Annotated in this window: 16 protein-coding genes and 1 pseudogene; 11 read left to right on the top strand and 6 right to left on the bottom strand. The window is 57.5% G+C overall.

Annotation, left to right across the window (positions count from 1 at the left end; all coding sequences use genetic code 11):
- Positions 1-10: 10 nt before the first annotated feature.
- From dusC to WLO32_RS06555, 6 genes and pseudogenes are all read left to right on the top strand, one after another.
- Positions 11-943 carry a tRNA dihydrouridine(16) synthase DusC gene (dusC, locus tag WLO32_RS06530; protein WP_435947648.1) on the top strand — a complete coding sequence of 311 codons (933 nt, stop codon included), beginning with the start codon at positions 11-13 and terminating at the stop codon, positions 941-943.
- Between the two features lie 411 nt (positions 944-1,354).
- On the top strand, positions 1,355-2,680 hold the full coding sequence (locus WLO32_RS06535; RefSeq protein WP_435947649.1) for an OprD family outer membrane porin: 1,326 nt from the start codon (positions 1,355-1,357) through the stop codon (positions 2,678-2,680).
- Positions 2,681-2,704: 24 nt separating this feature from the next.
- Positions 2,705-3,595, top strand: coding sequence for a 5'/3'-nucleotidase SurE (gene surE / locus WLO32_RS06540; protein ID WP_435947650.1), 891 nt, complete (start codon positions 2,705-2,707; stop codon positions 3,593-3,595).
- Between the two features lie 162 nt (positions 3,596-3,757).
- Positions 3,758-4,600 carry a transcriptional antiterminator BglG gene (gene bglG / locus WLO32_RS06545; protein ID WP_435947651.1) on the top strand — a complete coding sequence of 281 codons (843 nt, stop codon included), beginning with the start codon at positions 3,758-3,760 and terminating at the stop codon, positions 4,598-4,600.
- A 130-nt stretch (positions 4,601-4,730) separates the two neighbouring features.
- Positions 4,731-6,594 (top strand): annotated as a pseudogene (bglF, locus tag WLO32_RS06550) (PTS beta-glucoside transporter subunit IIABC).
- Positions 6,595-6,609: 15 nt separating this feature from the next.
- On the top strand, positions 6,610-8,004 hold the full coding sequence (locus tag WLO32_RS06555; protein WP_435947652.1) for a glycoside hydrolase family 1 protein: 1,395 nt from the start codon (positions 6,610-6,612) through the stop codon (positions 8,002-8,004).
- Positions 8,005-8,086: 82 nt separating this feature from the next.
- Here WLO32_RS06555 and WLO32_RS06560 read toward each other — a convergent pair whose 3' ends face one another.
- On the bottom strand, positions 8,087-9,001 hold the full coding sequence (locus WLO32_RS06560) for a LysR family transcriptional regulator (RefSeq protein WP_435947653.1): 915 nt from the start codon (positions 8,999-9,001) through the stop codon (positions 8,087-8,089).
- Positions 9,002-9,079: 78 nt separating this feature from the next.
- On the opposite strand from WLO32_RS06560, the gene WLO32_RS06565 reads away from it, so the two are divergent.
- Positions 9,080-10,036, top strand: a complete 957-nt coding sequence (locus WLO32_RS06565; RefSeq protein WP_435947654.1) for an MBL fold metallo-hydrolase — start codon at positions 9,080-9,082, stop codon at positions 10,034-10,036.
- A 54-nt stretch (positions 10,037-10,090) separates the two neighbouring features.
- On the opposite strand, the gene yohP is transcribed toward WLO32_RS06565, so the two are convergent.
- Complete coding sequence (gene yohP / locus WLO32_RS06570; RefSeq protein ID WP_072011146.1) at positions 10,091-10,174, bottom strand: small membrane protein YohP; 84 nt, start codon at positions 10,172-10,174, stop codon at positions 10,091-10,093.
- Positions 10,175-10,389: 215 nt separating this feature from the next.
- Positions 10,390-10,857, bottom strand: a complete 468-nt coding sequence (locus WLO32_RS06575; protein ID WP_435947655.1) for a DUF1348 family protein — start codon at positions 10,855-10,857, stop codon at positions 10,390-10,392.
- Positions 10,858-10,963: 106 nt separating this feature from the next.
- Here WLO32_RS06575 and WLO32_RS06580 point away from each other — a divergent pair, with 106 nt between their 5' ends.
- Together WLO32_RS06580 and WLO32_RS06585 are read left to right on the top strand one after the other, a co-directional pair.
- Positions 10,964-11,524, top strand: coding sequence for a TetR/AcrR family transcriptional regulator (locus WLO32_RS06580; protein ID WP_435947656.1), 561 nt, complete (start codon positions 10,964-10,966; stop codon positions 11,522-11,524).
- 94 nt (positions 11,525-11,618) lie between these two features.
- Complete coding sequence (locus WLO32_RS06585; RefSeq protein ID WP_435947657.1) at positions 11,619-12,392, top strand: SDR family oxidoreductase; 774 nt, start codon at positions 11,619-11,621, stop codon at positions 12,390-12,392.
- Here WLO32_RS06585 and WLO32_RS06590 read toward each other — a convergent pair.
- Complete coding sequence (locus tag WLO32_RS06590; RefSeq protein ID WP_121267200.1) at positions 12,389-12,958, bottom strand: DedA family protein; 570 nt, start codon at positions 12,956-12,958, stop codon at positions 12,389-12,391. The genes WLO32_RS06585 and WLO32_RS06590 overlap by 4 nt on opposite strands.
- 166 nt (positions 12,959-13,124) lie before the next feature.
- Between WLO32_RS06590 and WLO32_RS06595 the strand changes: the two genes are divergently transcribed.
- Both WLO32_RS06595 and pbpG read left to right on the top strand, forming a co-directional pair.
- On the top strand, positions 13,125-13,712 hold the full coding sequence (locus WLO32_RS06595) for a Yip1 family protein (RefSeq protein ID WP_435947658.1): 588 nt from the start codon (positions 13,125-13,127) through the stop codon (positions 13,710-13,712).
- Between the two features lie 160 nt (positions 13,713-13,872).
- On the top strand, positions 13,873-14,814 hold the full coding sequence (gene pbpG, locus WLO32_RS06600) for a D-alanyl-D-alanine endopeptidase (RefSeq protein ID WP_121267202.1): 942 nt from the start codon (positions 13,873-13,875) through the stop codon (positions 14,812-14,814).
- 4 nt (positions 14,815-14,818) lie between these two features.
- On the opposite strand, the gene WLO32_RS06605 is transcribed toward pbpG, so the two are convergent.
- Positions 14,819-15,373 carry an N-acetyltransferase family protein gene (locus WLO32_RS06605; RefSeq protein WP_435947659.1) on the bottom strand — a complete coding sequence of 185 codons (555 nt, stop codon included), beginning with the start codon at positions 15,371-15,373 and terminating at the stop codon, positions 14,819-14,821.
- A 118-nt stretch (positions 15,374-15,491) separates the two neighbouring features.
- Entirely contained in the window at positions 15,492-17,237 is a 1,746-nt protein-coding gene (gene dld, locus WLO32_RS06610) for a D-lactate dehydrogenase (RefSeq protein WP_435947660.1), read from the bottom strand.
- Positions 17,238-17,299 lie beyond the last annotated feature (62 nt).

The following is a 17,299-nucleotide window of genomic DNA, read 5'->3' on the forward strand; positions in this document are numbered from 1 at the left end:
GGAATAACTCATGCGTGTGCTCCTCGCGCCGATGGAAGGCGTTCTCGACTCTTTAGTTCGTGAACTGCTTACCGAAGTGAACGACTACGACCTGTGCATCACCGAATTTCTGCGCGTGGTCGACCAGCTTTTGCCGGTAAAATCTTTCCATAAGCTCTGCCCGGAGCTGCTGCACGGCAGCCGCACGCCGTCCGGAACCCTGGTGCGCGTACAGCTTCTCGGCCAGTATCCGCAATGGCTGGCCGAAAACGCCGCGCGCGCCGTGGAGCTTGGTTCATGGGGCGTGGATCTCAACTGCGGCTGTCCGTCCAAACTGGTGAACGGCAGCGGCGGCGGGGCGACGCTTCTTAAAGATCCGGAGCTGATTTACCGCGGCGCTAAAGCCATGCGTGAAGCCGTGCCGGCGCAGCTGCCGGTAACGGTAAAAATACGCCTCGGCTGGGCGTGCTGCACGCGGCAGTTTGAAATAGCCGATGCCGTACAGCAGGCCGGGGCCACCGAGCTGGTCGTTCACGGGCGCACGAAAGAAGACGGCTATAAGGCCGAGCTTATCAACTGGGCGGCCATCGGCGAAATCCGCCAGCGGCTGTCCATTCCGGTGATCGCCAACGGTGAAATCTGGGACTGGCAAAGCGCGCAGGACTGCCTTGCGGCAACCGGTTGTGATTCAGTGATGATCGGGCGCGGCGCGCTGAACGTGCCGAACCTGAGCAGGGTCATTAAATACAACGAACCGCGCATGCCGTGGCCGGAGGTGGTTAGACTGCTGCAAAAATACAGCCGGCTCGAAAAGCAGGGCGATACCGGCATGTACCACGTAGCGCGGATCAAACAGTGGCTTGGCTATTTACGCAAAGAGTACGCCGAGGCGACGGATCTCTTCGCCGAGATCAGAGCCTATAAAACCTCGTCCGAGATTGCGCGCGCAATAGCCGCACTATAATTAAGCGAAAGGATAATAGCTTACCCATCGGCGCCGATTTATTCGCGATGGGTTAGATTAATTAATTACACACGGCAAAAATATTACCGTTGGATGTTAAATCGCTCACATTTTGCGAAGCGGGGCGCTTTTCGTACTGGCTAACTAATAATCCCGATGTTAGGGTGTGCAGGTAAATTAAATCCAGGGTTGTTACTGTATAAACAGGCAAAACCTAATTCTCACGGACCTTATAAGGTCTAAGAGGGTTAGGTTTTTTTTTGCTTTTCACAAACTACGCCAACGGCGCAGGGCTCTTGTTTTCAGCGATAAGTTTTCTTATCGCGTGATGCTGTAAAGGGAACCGCTAATAAGACGGCGCTAATGCCGGTGCTTTATTTACCGGCGGGCGATAACAACAGGACGTTTATTATGTTTTCATACGCCAGACTCTTACCTCTGATTATATTAACCACCGTCGGCGGGGTTATTTCAACTGCGGACGCAAAGAGCTTTTCTACCGGCGGCCTGCTGGAAAACAGCCGCATGGATCTCACCTTAAAAAACGTCTGGATGCTGATGACCTCCGATCAGCTTGCCGACCAGGGCGTGGGCGACCAGAACGCCTGGGCCCAGTCAATGCACCTTGACTGGCAAAGCGGCTGGGCCTGGGATCGGGTGGGGCTCGACGCCTCCTGGTACGGGGTCGCTAAACTCTACGCTAACGAGGCCTTCTACGGCAGGGATCTGTTGCGCGACAACCGCGGCCGTGCCGAAGGGTTCAACAAGGTCGGCCAGCTTTATGGCAAGGCCCGCTGGGGGGATGAGAAACGCTATCTCTACCTGTGGGCCGGCTGGAAGCAGCTTTATAAATTCGGCGCCCTGAACGTCACGCGCAGCCGCGCCGCGCCCAGTAGCTGGGAAGGCATCAGCTCGGAGCTGGCCTGGGACAGCTTCAGAGCCAGGGCCGCGATAGTGAACCGTTTCTCGGAGCGGGACGAACCGGAAAAGCGCCGCTTTATGACGCTCAAAAGCAATAAAAAGATTGATTATATTACGACCGGGGAACTCAGCTGGACGCCCGCTAAGGGCAGCAAAATCACCTGGTTTGCCGGGGAAAGCAAAGACTATATCTTACGCCATGGGCTTGAGGCCGCGGCGGCCTGGCCTTTAACCGAGGAGTTCAACCTGCTGACGCGCGGCGCGTACTATTACAATAAAGGGCTCAGCGAATGGGAGGGCGCGCGCGGTTATTCCGACCATGCGCAGCATATTTACGCGCTCGTCGGTTATCAGTACGGCGCTGCGGAATCAGGACTAGGCTGGTCAAAAACGAAGGCGCACCTTAATAACGGCCTGGGACATTTTTACTGGCATTTAGGCAAGAATACCCGCGGCGCTTTTAATAGTCCGGCAGATGGCGAAGGCAACGACTATATCAACGACGGCGAGCAGATGCTTTATTTATACAGTCAGTATCGCGTATCGCCTGATTTAGCACTGGGCGTCTATGGCAATTACGGTTTTGGTATGGAATTTGAAAAGGTGCCGTTAACCGAATGGGAATATGGCGGTTATTTTTCATGGGATCCTGCGCAGATTAAAGGCTTGAATATTTTTGCCGGCTTTGGACCAAGCTACGGCTGGAAATTAACTTCGCAAAAAACGCCGTCGCTTACGGATGATAAACGAACCTTTCATCGCGCTAAGGGCATAGGGGCGGCGGTGCGCGTGGAATATAAATTTAACTTGTTCTGATGATAATAATAGGGAGTCGAAATCATGAAAAAACAACTTACCGTAGCGCTGGTTGCACTGTTAAGCGCCACAGGAGCCCAGGCGGCGGAGCGGGCGATGCGTATTCTGCTGGTCAACGACGACGGCTGCGAATCCGTGGGCACCACCTCCTTGCAGGATAAGCTCGCGGCGAAAGGCTACGACGTGTGGATGGTGGCGCCGGCCACCAACCAAAGCGGCATCGGTTCGGCGATAACCTTTAAGCCGAACAAGATTTTCGATGTGAAAAAGGTGGCGGAAAAGCGCTATTGCTTCCCGGGCACGCCTGCGGATGCCGTTGATTTCGGCCTGCTCGGCATCCTTAAAGACCAGCCTGTGGATCTGGTTATCTCCGGCGTAAACGATGGCCCTAATACCGGCGTGGCGCAGCTTAACTCCGGCACCATCGGCGCGGCGGCCCGCGCGGTGCGCTACGGCTATCCGGCGATCGCCGCCAGCATCGGCTACATCCTTAGTGAAGAAGAGATGAAGGCGGGCTGGCCCTCTACCCACAAATACTGGCCGGATTCCGTAAACTATGTCGCCGGGCTGGTGGATACGCTGGCTAAAAACTGGCGCCCGGGAGAGCCGGTTATGCCCGCCGGCTCGGGATTAAGCATCAACTATCCGGCGCTGGCAAAAAGCGACGTTCGCGGCACAAAATTCGTTGAAAACGAGCGTAATCCGCTGCCCCAGCACTACTATAGGCTTCTGCCGGACGGCAAAGCGCAGCAAATCATGAGCGAGAAAGTGCTGACGCCGGTGGATACGGATACCGACACGGGCTGGCTAAACCGGGGATATATAACCTGGACGATTTTTGACGGCGAATGGAACGCCCCGCAGTTTGAGGATCGCTATCGCCAGCTTTTTGCCGGACAGTCAGCGACCAGATAGGCCATTAAGGAAGCGATCGCCGTCACGCTTTCCGCCTTCGTGGCTTGAGCGATACAAGCTTTATGATAGCTTCACCTGACTGGATTGTTACTGCCTGTGGCAGGCAAAACCTGATTTTCTGGCGCTTGCCGGAGGTCAGGTTTTTTTGTTTCTGGGGTAGCCATGAAAATCGCCAAAATACTCAATAACAACGTGGTGGTGATTCTGGACGAGCAGCAGCGCGAACAGGTGGTGATGGGGCGCGGGCTGGGCTTTCAGCGGCGCGTCGGCGATAGCCTGGAAAGGGACAAAATCGAGAAGGTCTTTGCCCTGCAAAGCGATGAGCTGGTCGCGCGCCTGAGCGAGCTGCTCAGCCAGATCCCGCTGGAGGTGATGACCACCTGCGATCGCATTATTGACCTGTCGCGCCAGCGGCTGGGCAAGCTGCAGGAGAGTCTGTACATCACCCTGACCGACCACTGTCACTTCGCCATCGAGCGGCAAAAAAAAGGCGTGGCGGTTCGTAACGTGCTGCTGTGGGAGATTAAGCGCCTTTACCCGAAAGAGTTTTTGCTGGGGCAGGAGGCGCGGGTAATTATCGAAAAGCGCCTCGGCGTGCGGCTGGCGGAAGATGAGGCGGGCTTTATCGCCCTGCATCTTGTCACCGCCCAGCTCGACGGCGAAATGCCCGAAGTGATGCACGTGACGCGCGTGATGCAGGAAATTCTCACTATCGTGAAGTACCAGCTTACGCTTGAATACGATGAGGAGAGCCTGAGCTATCAGCGGTTTGTCACCCACCTGAAGTTTTTCGCCCAGCGAATGCTCAGCCGCCGCGTCGTGGCGGACGATGACGCCACGCTGCACGCCGCGGTGAAGGATAACTACCCGCACGCCTGGCGCTGCGCTGAAAAGATCGGCCGCCATCTGGTCGCCGAATATCAGCGCGAGCTGACGACCGAAGAAATTATGTTCCTCGCGATTCATATCGAACGCGTGCGTAAAGAAGGCCGCAGGGCTTCTTAAAAAAGGATTGCTACTGCTTCGGCAGGCAAAACCTGAGCGTTGGTTTCCCCATCGGGAAGCCGGCCTCAGGTTTTTTTGCATTTTACTCAGTCGCACATCGCCTGCGGGCGAAAAGTGAAAGGAATGATTTATGGAGTATCAAGAACTTGCGCAGGATATTCTGGCCCATACGGGCGGGCGAGAAAATATAGCGGGCCTGGTGCACTGCGCTACCAGGCTGCGTTTCAGGCTGAAGGACCGGACGCTTGCGGACGCGGCGGCGCTGAAGAAAAATCCGGGCGTGATCATGGTGGTGGAAAGCGGCGGCCAGTTTCAGGTGGTGATAGGCAATCACGTTCACGACGTCTACAACGCGGTATGCGACGAGGCGGGCCCTGAGCGACGATCGCGCGCAGCAAACGCCGCAGGCGGAGGAGAAGAGCGGCGTGCTGGGGCGGCTTATCGATATCGTTTCGGCGATTTTCACCCCCTTCCTTGGGGTGATGGCCGCCTCCGGTATTCTCAAAGGTTTGCTGGCGCTGGCGGTGGTTTGCGGCTGGCTTGCAACCGAAGGCGGGACCTACAAACTTTGGTTCGCGGCCAGCGACGGGCTGTTTTATTTCTTCCCTTTGGTGCTTGGCTACACGGCGGGGAAGAAATTCGGCGGCAGCCCTTTTGTCACTATGGCGATTGGCGGCGCGCTTACCCATCCCGTCGCGCTGCAGGCGTTTGAGGCGGCCAGCCAGCCCGGCGCGCCCGGCGAGCATTTTCTGGGTATCCCCATTACCTTTATTAACTACAGCTCGTCGGTGATCCCCATTATTTTCGCCGCCTGGGTGAGCTGCTGGCTGGAGAAGCATTTCAATAAACTCCTGCCTTCCGCGGTGCGCAACTTCTTTACGCCGCTGTTCTGCCTTGCCATCACCGTGCCGCTGACGTTCCTGCTGATTGGCCCGGCGGCCACCTGGCTAAGCCAGCAGCTGGCGCACGGCTATCAGGCCATTTACGCCCTGGTGCCCTGGCTTGCGGGCGGATTGATGGGCGCGGTCTGGCAGGTGTGCGTCATCTTCGGGCTGCACTGGGGGCTGGTGCCGCTGATGATCAACAATCTGAGCGTGCTCGGGCATGACACGCTGGTGCCCCTGCTGCTGCCTGCCGTTATGGGGCAGGTGGGGGCGACGCTGGGTATCCTGCTGCGGGCGCGCGATAAGAAGCTTAAGGTGCTGGCCGGCTCGGCGTTCACCGCCGGGATCTTCGGTATTACGGAACCCGCCGTGTATGGCGTGACGCTACCCAACCGCCGTCCGTTTATCTTTGGCTGCGTCGCGGGCGCGCTGGGCGGCGTGATTATCGGTTACTGCCAGACCAGCGTCTATTCCTTCGGCCTGGTCAGCGTTTTCACCTTCGCCCAGGTGATCCCGCCCGGCGGGGTGGATGCGACGGTCTGGGGCGCCATTATCGGCACGGGGCTGGCCTTTTCCCTCGCCTGTATGATGTCTTTTATCGCGGGCATGCCGCGCAAACAGGCGAATGCATCCCAGGCGCAGACGCCGGCGGGCGAAGACGACATCCTCGCGCCGATGAGCGGCACCCTGCTGGCGATGGATCAGGTGCCGGACTCCACCTTTGCAAGCGGCCTGCTGGGGCAGGGCGCGGCGATTATTCCGCTGTCAAATCTGGTGACTGCTCCCTTCCACGGCGAGGTCGCCTCCCTGTTTCAAACGCGCCACGCCATCGGCCTGCTTAGCGACAGCGGCATTGAGGTCCTGATTCATATCGGCATCGATACGGTAAAGCTTGACGGCCAGCACTTCACCGCCCACGTAAAGGTCGGCGACAAAATTAAGCCCGGCGACCCGCTTATCGAGTTCGACCGCCAGGCGATTCTGCAGGCGGGGTACGATCTGGCCACGCCGGTCATTATCAGCAATAGCGATGAGTACGCGGCGGTCGAGCGCGTCACGGACGGGCACACCATCAGTTCTGGCATGCCGTTTTTAACGGTACGCCGTTAAGCAAAGGAGAAATACATGAAAGCATTTCCTGAGAAGTTTCTGTGGGGCGGCGCGCTTGCCGCAAATCAGGTGGAAGGCGCATGGCAGGAGGACGGCAAGGGCGTTTCCACCTCCGATGTGCAGCCGCAGGGCGTATTCGGCGAGGTGGTGGAACGCAGGCCGGGCGACTTCGGCATCAAAGACGTGGCCATCGATTTTTATCACCGCTATCCGCAGGATATCGCGCTGTTCGCCGAAATGGGGTTTGGCTGCCTGCGCGTCTCCATTGCCTGGACGCGCATCTTCCCGCGGGGGGACGAGCAGGAGCCGAACGAAGCGGGGCTTGCGTATTACGACCGGCTGTTTGACGAGCTGGCGAAGCACGGCATTAAGCCGATGGTGACGCTGTCCCATTACGAGATGCCCTGGGAGCTGGTAAAAAATTACGGCGGCTGGGGCAGTCGCGAGCTGATTACTTTCTTTGAGCGCTACGCCCGTTCGGTCTTCACGCGCTTTAAAAACAAAGTGAAGCTGTGGCTGACCTTTAACGAAATCAATATGTCGCTTCACGCGCCGATGACCGGTGTAGGGCTGGCGGAGGACAGCTCGAAAACAGAGATCTACCAGGCGATTCATCACCAGCTGGTGGCAAGCGCGCTGGTGGTAAAAGCCTGCCGCGAGATCGTCCCGGACGCGCGCATCGGCAATATGCTGCTGGGCGGCCTGATGTACCCGCTGACCTGCAAACCGCAGGACGTGCTCAAGACAATGCAGGAGAACCGCAGCTGGTTATTCTTTGGCGACGTGCAGTGCCGCGGCGTTTATCCCGGCTATATGCTGCGTTATTTCCGCGATAACGGCATCGAGGTGAAAATGACCGACGCCGACCGCGAGGCGCTGAAAAATACCGTCGATTTTATCTCTTTTAGCTATTACCTGACCGGCTGCGTGACGGCGGATGAAGAGGTAAACGCGAAGGCGCGCGGCAACATCCTGAGCATGGTGCCGAACCCGTATCTGGCAAGCTCCGAGTGGGGCTGGCAGATTGACCCGACGGGCCTGCGCATTTTGCTCAACGAGCTGTGGGATCGCTATCAGAAACCGCTGTTCATTGTGGAGAACGGGCTGGGCGCGAAAGACAGGCTGGAAGCAGACGGCACGGTGCACGACGACTACCGCATCAACTATTTGAACGACCATTTAGTGCAGGTGGGAGAGGCCATTGAAGACGGCGTCGAGGTGCTCGGTTACACCTGCTGGGGGCCGATAGATCTGGTGAGCGCGTCAAAAGCGGAGCTGTCCAAACGTTACGGCTTTATCTACGTTGACCGTGACGACCAGGGCAACGGCACGCTGGCGAGAACGCCCAAGAAAAGCTTCTACTGGTACAAAGAGGTGATTGCCACCCGTGGCGCAAGCCTTAAGCAGTAAACCCGCGCCGTCCGGCCTGGTAGTGGATGGCGCTAACGCTTATCCACCCGGGCTGTAAGCGTTGTCACCGGGTCGGACAGGTTCACTGCAGCAGGCGCTTAATAAATCCCCGCACCCACATCAGCGCCGCATCGCTGTTATGGCGCTGATGCCACAGCAATGCCACCTCAAACGGGGCGACCTGAAGGGGCACCGGGCTGCTTTGTAAGCCCCACGTCTTCTGCCAGCTATCGCTCAGCCCCTGCGGCACGGTGGCAAGGGCGGGCATCTGCAGCAGCAGGCCGGGCAGGGCGGCGAAGTGCGGCGTGGTGTAGCAGATCTCACGCCGGTGCCCAAGCTTTGCCAGCAGGGTATCGATATGGCTGCTGGTGGCTTCGCGGTAGCTTACCAGCACGTGCTGCTGCGCGGCGTAGCTTTCCGGCGTTAGCGGCGCTTTAAGCTGCAGCCGCGCCGGATGCCAGAGGGTGACGAACTCCATCGGCGTGAGAATTTCGCGCTCCATCCAGCGCGCGGACTGGTTTGCCACGCTAATCGCCATATCCAGCTCGCCGCCTTCCAGACGCTGCGCATCGGTGAAGGGGTCGCTTGCGACGATATTCAGGCGCACGCCCGGCGCCTGCTCGCGCAAAGCGGGAACCAGACGCGGCATCAGCCACATTTCCACCCAGTCCGTCATGCCGAGGGTGACGGTGGCTTTGGCGCTGGCCGGGTTAAACTCCGCCTGCTGGAAAAGCGCGCTTTGCAGCTGTTCGAGCAGCGGCATCAGCTCGGCGTGCAGTTCAGCGGCGCGGGCGGTGGGCTGCATGCGGTGGCCGCTGCGGATAAATAGCGGGTCGTCGAACATTTCGCGCAGGCGGGCCAGCGCGCCGCTTACCGCCGGCTGGCCAAGATGCAGCTTATCCGCCGCCAGCGAAACGCTCTGCTCGCGAAACAGCACCGCAAAAGCGATCAGCAGGTTGAGATCGATTTTGCGGAAATCATTTTCTTTGATAGTCATTATTTCTCCAATCAATTGGAGTGATAGTAACGCCTGGCCGATACTGTCCGCAAGTTGAACCACCCTTCTGAGGACAAGATGAAAACAGCCCTGACAATTTTAGCGCTGCTGGCCGGCCGCTTGCTGACGACAGATGCGCTTGCCGAACCGCTGCCGTTCAGCCAGCAGCAGGCGCCAGGCTACTATCGCATGATGCTGGGAAACTGGCAGATCACCGCCGTGTCCGACGGCACCCTGGTGGTCCCCCTCGATAAGCTGCTGACCCACATCTCCGGGCAAAAATTAAAGCAACGCATGGCGGACGATGCCATGACCCCGGCTGCGGAAACCTCTATCAACGCCTTTGTCATTAATACCGGCAAGCAGGTGATTCTGGTGGATACCGGCGCAGGGCCGCTGTTTGGCGACGCGGGCGGGCATTTGCTCGATAACCTGCGCGCGGCGGGCTTTCCGCCGGAAAGTATCGACCTGGTGCTGCTGACGCATATTCACGGCGACCACTCCGGCGGCGTGCAGCATAACGGCAGGCCCGCTTTCCCCAATGCCTGGGTGCGCGTGGAGCAAAAAGACGTCGACTGGTGGCTGAATCCGGCCAACATCAACAAGGTGGAGGAAAGCCAGCGTCACACCTTTGCCGAGTCTTTGCGGTCTCTGCGTCCGGTTATCGACGCGGGGAAATTACAGGCTTTTCATGCGCCAGCGGAAATCGTTCCGGGTATCGAAGCCGTACCCGCCGCAGGCCACACGCCGGGCAGCGTTATTTATCGCGTCAGCAACGGCGGGCAAACCATGATGCTGTGGGGCGATATTATTCACGCCAGGGCGGTGCAGATGCCGGATCCGCAGGTGGCGATACATTTTGACGTCGACCAGAAACAGGCCGTGATAACCAGAGAAAGGGTGCTCAGGCAGGTAGCGCAGGAAGGAGACTGGGTCGCGGCGGCGCATATTTCATTCCCGGGCATCGGCCATGTGAAGCAGGAAGGAAACGGATACCGCTGGGTGCCGGTTAACTACAGCGCTAAAGCGCAATAACGCCAGCTGCGGGCTGACGCAGGGCGGGTAAGCGTTGCGCCACCCGCCTGACGATCAGAAAATCATTTTGAATACGCCGGTAACGACCAGTAACCCAATAATAAAGATGATTAAAATTGCCCAAAGAATAATTTTCATAAATGCTCCCTGTCTTGTAGCTGATGTTTTATCAGTATAGGCAAGGATAGGTGAAGCGGGGAAAGTTGCCGCCCGGTAAACGGAATTTAGGACAAAAAGCAGAGATAAAGAAAGGGGTTACCGTAAGCCAGCCCAGGGTTTACGGGCGACGAGCGGGAAAATCATCGCCCGCTCTTTTTCTTCAGCCGCTGCCGTTTTTTGGGCGATTTGCTGCCTCAGAAGCCAAAACTGCTTAGCTCAGGATGATCGTCCGGGCGGCGGCCCAGCGGCCAGAAGAAGGCGCGCTCCTCAATGTTAATCGGGCGGTCGTTGATGCTGGCATGGCGGTTTATCATTAACCCCTGCTCGTTAAACTCCCAGTTTTCATTGCCGAAGCTGCGATACCAGCTGCCTGAGTCATCGTGCCACTCATAGGCGAAACGTACCGCGATGCGGGCGCCGTCGAAAGCCCACAGCTCCTTGATCAGCCGGTAATCCAGTTCGCGCTGCCATTTGCGCTGCAGAAATTCCGTTACGGCTTCGCGCCCGTCAACAAACTCCGCGCGGTTGCGCCAGTGGGTATCCAGGGAATAGACCTGCGAAACGCGCGCCGGATCGCGGCTGTTCCAGGCATCTTCAGCAAGACGAACCTTCTCGCGGGCGGTGTCGCGGGTAAAGGGCGGGACGGGGGCTTTAATAGTCATGTCGGTCTCCGGAGTGTAAGTAGACAGGTCTGTCTACATGTCTACCCTAAACCATGTAGACAGAGTTGTCTACATGCGGCATGATGGCCTTCAGCCAGGAGGAACCATGTCGACCACTCAGCCCACCGCCCACGACCGCATTTTGCACGCCGCCCACGATCTGTTTTATCGCGACGGCGTGCGCGCGACGGGCATTGATAAAATTATTAAAGCAGCGGGAGTCACAAAAGTAACTTTTTACCGTCACTTTCCGGCAAAAGACGATTTGATCCGCGCTTTTCTCAGCTATCGACACGAACGCTGGATTAAGTGGTTCCGCGCCGCGCTGTCGCGTGAAATGTCGGCAAAAAACGACCTTGCAGCGGCTTTATGCACGGCGCTCGCTGAATGGTTTGCGAGCGACTCCTTTCGTGGCTGCGCCTTTATCAATACCGCCGTTGAGCTTGCCGATGCGCTGCCTGAAAGCCTCAGCGTTGCCAGAAGCCACAAACAGGACATGACGGACGCTCTGACGGCCTGGCTGCCGCAAGGGGAGAGCGGCGAACGGCAGGCGGCCGCGATCTCCATGCTTATCGACGGCGCCATCGTAAAGGCGCAGCGCGAGGAAAATCCGCAGGCGGCGCTAACGGTATTACATGACGCGCTGGTTGCGCTGTTGCGGCCTTAAAACCCTCGCGCTTCGGCCGTAAAGGCGCGGCGTCGGCGTATAAATCTCCTCCTATACTTAGCTTTCGGCTTTTAATTTTGTCCAGGAGGTGAGGATGAGTGCAGCTAACAAAGTGGTTATCGTAACGGCGTCGGATTCTGGCATCGGCCAAAAATGCGCGCTGATGCTGGCGGAGCAGGGCTATGACGTGGGGATCACCTGGCATTCCGATGAACAGGGCGCGCAAGAGACGGCGCGCCAGGTCAGAGGGCTGGGCCGGCGAGCTGAGACCGTGCAGCTCGACTTAGGGCAGCTTCCGGACGGCGCGGCGGGTATTGACGAGCTGATAAGCCGCTTCGGGAGAGTCGATGCGCTGGTGAATAACGCCGGCGCCATGAGCAAAAGTTCTTTTCTTGACGTCACGCTCGATGAATGGCGCAAGCTGTTCACCGTCGACGTGGACGGCGCGTTTTTATGTTCCCAGAAGGCGGCGAAAGCCATGGTCCGGCAGGGAAGCGGAGGGAAAATCGTCAATATCACCTCCGTTCATGAGCATACGCCGCTGCCGGAAGCCTGCGCCTACACCGCCGCCAAACACGCGCTGGGCGGGCTGACCAAATCAATGGCCCTGGAGCTGGTACAGCATAATATTCTGGTTAACGCCGTAGCCCCCGGCGCGATTGCCACCCCGATGAATGACATGCAGGAGGGGGAGGGCAAAAACGTTGCGCTGCCGGAGGTGCCGCTGGGCAGGTTTGGCGAGACGGAGGAGATAGCAAGCCTCGTCGCCTGGCTATGCTCGGACAGCGCCAGCTACACCACCGGACAGTCTTTTATCGTTGACGGGGGCTTTATGCTGGCCAACCCGCAGTTCAAACCGAAAAGCTAGTCCTGCCGCTTGCTTTCACGCCGTTTAAACCAGTAGCGGGCGAGCCAGACCAGGGCGACGACAATCACCAGCCACAGCCAGCGCTTAACGTGCTGGTCGAAGCTGTGCAGCCAGGGGCCGATCACCTCGCCACCGACGTAGCCCAGCGAGGTGAATAACGTGGCCCAAATCAGCGCGCCCGCGATATTGAGCGGCAGAAAGATTTTCGGCGGCAGGCGGCTTGCGCCGATCAATATCGGTCCGATAACGCGAAAGCCGTACATAAAGCGCGTGCCGATGACAAAAAGATAGGGATGGCGATTGATAAGCTTCTGGGCTTTGGTGATTTTTTTCTGATGCTTTTTGAAGCGCGCCAGTAGCGAATCGCCAAAGCGCCTGCCGACGAGATACAGCAGCTGGTCGCCAATCATGCCGCCCAGCGCCACGGAAACGACGACCAGAGAGAATTTCAGCAGTCCCTGATGCGCCGCCACCCCGCCGAGCAGCGTAATGGTTTCTCCCTCCGCCATGCTGCCTAAAACCAGCGCCGCATAGCCGTAATGCTCAATTAAATTATTGATATCCATCAGGTCAGGTTTTTCTCCTTATTGTTAACACCCTTAAAGCATACAACCCCACGGCTCGCGCGCAGCTAAACGGGCAGATAAATTATGGCGATTAAAAAACAATCTACCGGCGTGCATTATAATTAGAGGGCTGCTTACACTTTGGATCTGCATGACAGGAGGCCCTATGAACCATGTCTGGGGATTGCTATCCCATCCCAATCGTGAAATGCAGGAAATTAAGCGCGAGAACGAAACCGTCTCGCATCACTACACGCACCATGTTTTGTTTATGGCGGCCATCCCGGTCATTTGCGCCTTTATCGGCACCACGCAAATCGGCTGGAATTTCGGCGATGGTACCTTCGTTCAGCTCTCGTGGCTTACCGGCCTTTCTCTGGGGATAGTGTTCTACGCGCTGATGCTGGCGGGCGTGGCCGTGATGGGCCGCGTTATCTGGTGGATGGCAAGAAATTATCCTCAGCGTCCCTCCCTTAGCCGCTGTATGGTGTTTGCCGGCTATGTGGCGACGCCGCTGTTCCTGAGCGGCGTGGTCGCGCTTTATCCGCTGGTCTGGCTGTGCGTCGCGGTGGGCGCCGTGGCGCTGGTCTATACCGGCTATCTGCTTTACGTTGGCATTCCTGACTTCCTGAACATCAACAGCGAGGAGGGCATGAGCTTCTCCAGCTCTACGCTCGCCATCGGCGTGCTGGTGCTGGAAGTGCTGCTGGCGCTGGCGGTTATTTTGTGGGGTTATGGATACAGGCTGTTCTGATGCATCCCGCACCGGGCTGTTCATATAAATGATTACGATTCTGCAGTAGCCCTTTCCCGAGGCGCCAGAGTATTATGCTGGCGCCTCACTTATTTCATTCATCATGTGAACGTGAGTGGTGGAAAACATCACACTCCGAAATAATTACAGAAGTGTCACCATGCCGACAAAAATTCGTCTATCGTTGTTCAGCCTCGCGCTGATGTTAACCGTGCCGCTGGCACCGCAGGCTCTTGCGAGCAAAACCGTAACGCCCGCCAGCACCGGGCAAGAGATCGCATCCGGCAGCGCCATGATTGTCGATCTGCAGACCAACAAGGTTTTGTACTCCAGCCACCCGGATCTGGTGCGCCCCATCGCCTCCATCACCAAGCTGATGACCGTGATGGTGGTGCTGGATGCGCATTTACCGATGGATGAGATGCTGAGCGTGGATATCAGCCACACGCCGGAGATGAAAGGCGTCTACTCCCGCGTGCGCCTGAACAGTAAAATCAGCCGTAAAAATATGATGCTGCTGGCGCTGATGTCTTCGGAAAACCGCGCGGCGGCAAGCCTCGCCCACCATTACCCGGGCGGCTACGACGCGTTTATTCGCGCGATGAATGCGAAGGCGAAATCTCTTGGCATGACCCACACCCGCTACGTGGAGCCGACCGGGCTGTCGATAGAAAACGTTTCCACCGCGCGCGATCTCACCAAAATGCTCATCGCCTCGAAACAGTACCCGCTGCTCGGCCAGCTGAGCACCACGAAAGAAGATATGGCGACCTTCAGCAACCCGCCATACACCTTGCCGTTCCGCAACACCAACCATCTGGTGTATCGCAATAACTGGGATATTCAGCTGACGAAAACCGGCTTTACCAATAACGCCGGCCACTGCCTGGTGATGCGCACGATGATTAATAACCGTCCGGTGTCGCTGGTGGTGCTGGATGCGTTCGGCAAATACACCCACTTCGCGGATGCCAACCGCCTGCGCAACTGGATGGAAACCGGTAAAATCACCCCGGTGCCGTCATCCGCCCTCAGCTACAAAAAGCAAAAGGCGGCGCAGATGGCCAGCAATGCCGTAGCGGGCAACGCCCAGGACGATTAAAAAATTAATTGGGCAGCGTCCACTCTCCCTCGTTAAGCGGGCGCTGCATAATTAACGTATCGCGCCAGTCTCCCAGCTTGAACCCCACGCTGCGCAAATTTCCTACCGTTTCAAAGCCGAACTGCTTATGCAGGCGGTAAGAGCCGGTGTTTTTCTCTCCGTCGCCGATAACCGCAATCATCTGCCGCCAGGGGCCTTCTTCGCAGCGGGCGATCAGCGCGCTTAACAGCTCGGCGCCGATACCGTGGCCCGTCATGCTGGCGTCGATATAAACGGAATCCTCAATGGTATAGCGATAGGCGGGGCGAGAGCGATAAACGGTGGCGTAGCAGTAGCCCACCACAATGCCGCCATAGCGGGCGACCAGCCAGGGTAACCCCTGTTCCTGTATGAGGTGTAAGCGTTCTCTCATCTGCAGTTCGTCAGGGGGCGTTTCCTCAAAAGAACCGCGGCCGTGCAGGACATGCCATTCATAAATGGCGGTAATAGCAGGAATATCGTCGAGCGTAGCTTCCCGAACATCTAGCCGCGCTAACGGTAATGTTTCGACCACTGACATTTTCGAACCTCTGCGCTGGGAGACGGGTGGGAAAGGGTTTCCCCACCCTTATTTCACGCTAATTTAGTACTAAAAATGAGCGAAAAATAGCCCCTGTTCTGGCAGTTGACAGCGCGTTTTAATGCGGATCATGTTGATGTGTATGGCTGCAAACGCTCTCATCCCACCACTTATGCTTGGTTGTCTTGCCAATGCCCGGATTCATACTGTTTGTCGGGTCATTTGCCTTATAAAATCGTTTTAACGTTTCTGGCGCTTCGTATAAATGGCCGACGTTATGTTCCGCCGGATACTGCGCGCCGCGTAAACGAAGCAATTCAAGCATTTGCTCTTTAAGCGCATGCACGTCCACGCCTTTCTTCACGATGTAATCCTGATGGAAGACGTGACACATAAAGTGGCCGTAATAGAGGCTGTGGCTGATCTGGCTGCTGATTTCCGGCGGCAGCTGCTCAAACCATTCCCGATCGTTACGGCGCAGAGCGATATCCAGCGCGAGGATATCCTCCACTTCGTTGGCGTGTACGGCATGGTAGCGCACGGCGGCGCCCGCGGCGGCAAAGCGATGCAGAAATGCTTTCGCTCCTTCAGCAGGCGTGCAGGCGAAGAAAGCGCCTTCCGCCTCTTTGAAATAGCTCTCCAGCCACTCGCGGGCTTCCGCAATGCCCTCGCCGGACATTTTCAACAGCAGATGATGCTCGTATTTGTCGCGCCAGGATTTCATCCGCGGCGGCAGGTGGCTTGGGAAGAGGGCACTGAAGCGCTGCAGCGCGCGGTCGGTAAAGTGCGGTTTAATAAAAGGCACTTTTTCCAGCGCCGCGTCCACGCGCCCTTTGACGGTAAAGAAGAACGGCATTTTGTCGGTGCCGAGCCTGTCGATCATCATAAAGGTGTCTTTGCCGTAGACTTCGGCGATGTCGTAAATATCACGGTGCATGTATTCGCCCGCCACCGGCAGGTTGCGGAAGTTCGCCAGGATATGACGGCGGATTTCGGTCAGCACCTCGGGTTTATTGGTGCCGATGTAAAACACTTCGTTTTGCTTTTCCGCGACAAAGGTATCAAGGCGCACGGCAAATACCGCAAGCTTGCCCGCGCAGCCGGAGGCCTCAAACAGGCGGCTTGGGTCGGCGTTAAAACGCGAAGGGGTGTCGGCGTTGACGTCGCGCACGCGCTCGGCGTAGTCGTGGTCGGAAGCCTGACGGTTGTCGTGCAGGATATCCTCCGGCCTGATGCGTTCGTCATCGAGCTTGCTGAGGATCTGTTCAGGCGTGGCGCCCAGATCGATGCCCAGATGGTTAACCAGCGTCAGCTTACCCTGTTCGTCGATACGCGCATAAAGCGCCATCTCCGTATAGGCCGGGCCGCGCTGCACCAGCGAACCGCCGGAGTTGTTGCAGATGCCGCCGATTACCGAAGCGCCGATGCACGAAGAACCTATCACCGAGTGGGGCTCGCGTCCTAAAGGCTTAAGCGCCTTCTCAAGCTGATAAAGGGTGCTGCCGGGGAAGGCCAGCACCTGCTTTCCGTTATCCAGCAGCTGCAGTTTGTCGAGCCGCAGGGTGCTGATGATAACGATATCGCGATCGTAGTCGTTGCCGCTCGGCGTTGAGCCTTCGGTGAGGCCGGTATTGGCCGCCTGCATCAGAATAATTTTATCGGCGGCCACGCAGGCGCTTAGCACGCGCCACAGTTCGCTAAGCGAGCCGGGAAACACCACGGCCAGCGCTTCTCCCTGGCCGGAACGGAAACCTTTGCGGTAGCGCGCGGTTTTTGCCGCGTCTGTCAGAACGTGCTGGCTGCCCAGCAGGCGGTGCAACTCATTTATAAAGGTTTGATTATCAGCATGTGCAGATACGGACATGGTCCCACTCCTTGTGATGGCACAAAAATTCTCGCTTTCAATGATAGCTCGCAAAACCCCTG

It is taken from the genome of Dryocola mayonis (genome assembly GCF_051307045.1).
GTDB lineage: Bacteria > Pseudomonadota > Gammaproteobacteria > Enterobacterales > Enterobacteriaceae > Dryocola.

Bases quoted from the DNA above. Each gene is read 5' to 3' on its own strand.
- WLO32_RS06535 (WP_435947649.1), top strand. From the start codon at position 1,355: ATGTTTTCATACGCCAGACTCTTACCTCTGATTATATTAACCACCGTC.
- WLO32_RS06565 (WP_435947654.1), top strand. From the start codon at position 9,080: ATGAAAACAGCCCTGACAATTTTAGCGCTGCTGGCCGGCCGCTTGCTG.
- surE (WP_435947650.1), top strand. From the start codon at position 2,705: ATGAAAAAACAACTTACCGTAGCGCTGGTTGCACTGTTAAGCGCCACA.
- pbpG (WP_121267202.1), top strand. From the start codon at position 13,873: ATGCCGACAAAAATTCGTCTATCGTTGTTCAGCCTCGCGCTGATGTTA.
- WLO32_RS06555 (WP_435947652.1), top strand. From the start codon at position 6,610: ATGAAAGCATTTCCTGAGAAGTTTCTGTGGGGCGGCGCGCTTGCCGCA.
- dld (WP_435947660.1), bottom strand. From the start codon at position 17,237: ATGTCCGTATCTGCACATGCTGATAATCAAACCTTTATAAATGAGTTG.
- dusC (WP_435947648.1), top strand. From the start codon at position 11: ATGCGTGTGCTCCTCGCGCCGATGGAAGGCGTTCTCGACTCTTTAGTT.
- WLO32_RS06605 (WP_435947659.1), bottom strand. From the start codon at position 15,373: ATGTCAGTGGTCGAAACATTACCGTTAGCGCGGCTAGATGTTCGGGAA.
- WLO32_RS06585 (WP_435947657.1), top strand. From the start codon at position 11,619: ATGAGTGCAGCTAACAAAGTGGTTATCGTAACGGCGTCGGATTCTGGC.
- yohP (WP_072011146.1), bottom strand. From the start codon at position 10,174: ATGAAAATTATTCTTTGGGCAATTTTAATCATCTTTATTATTGGGTTA.
- WLO32_RS06560 (WP_435947653.1), bottom strand. From the start codon at position 9,001: ATGACTATCAAAGAAAATGATTTCCGCAAAATCGATCTCAACCTGCTG.
- WLO32_RS06580 (WP_435947656.1), top strand. From the start codon at position 10,964: ATGTCGACCACTCAGCCCACCGCCCACGACCGCATTTTGCACGCCGCC.
- bglG (WP_435947651.1), top strand. From the start codon at position 3,758: ATGAAAATCGCCAAAATACTCAATAACAACGTGGTGGTGATTCTGGAC.
- WLO32_RS06595 (WP_435947658.1), top strand. From the start codon at position 13,125: ATGAACCATGTCTGGGGATTGCTATCCCATCCCAATCGTGAAATGCAG.
- WLO32_RS06590 (WP_121267200.1), bottom strand. From the start codon at position 12,958: ATGGATATCAATAATTTAATTGAGCATTACGGCTATGCGGCGCTGGTT.
- WLO32_RS06575 (WP_435947655.1), bottom strand. From the start codon at position 10,857: ATGACTATTAAAGCCCCCGTCCCGCCCTTTACCCGCGACACCGCCCGC.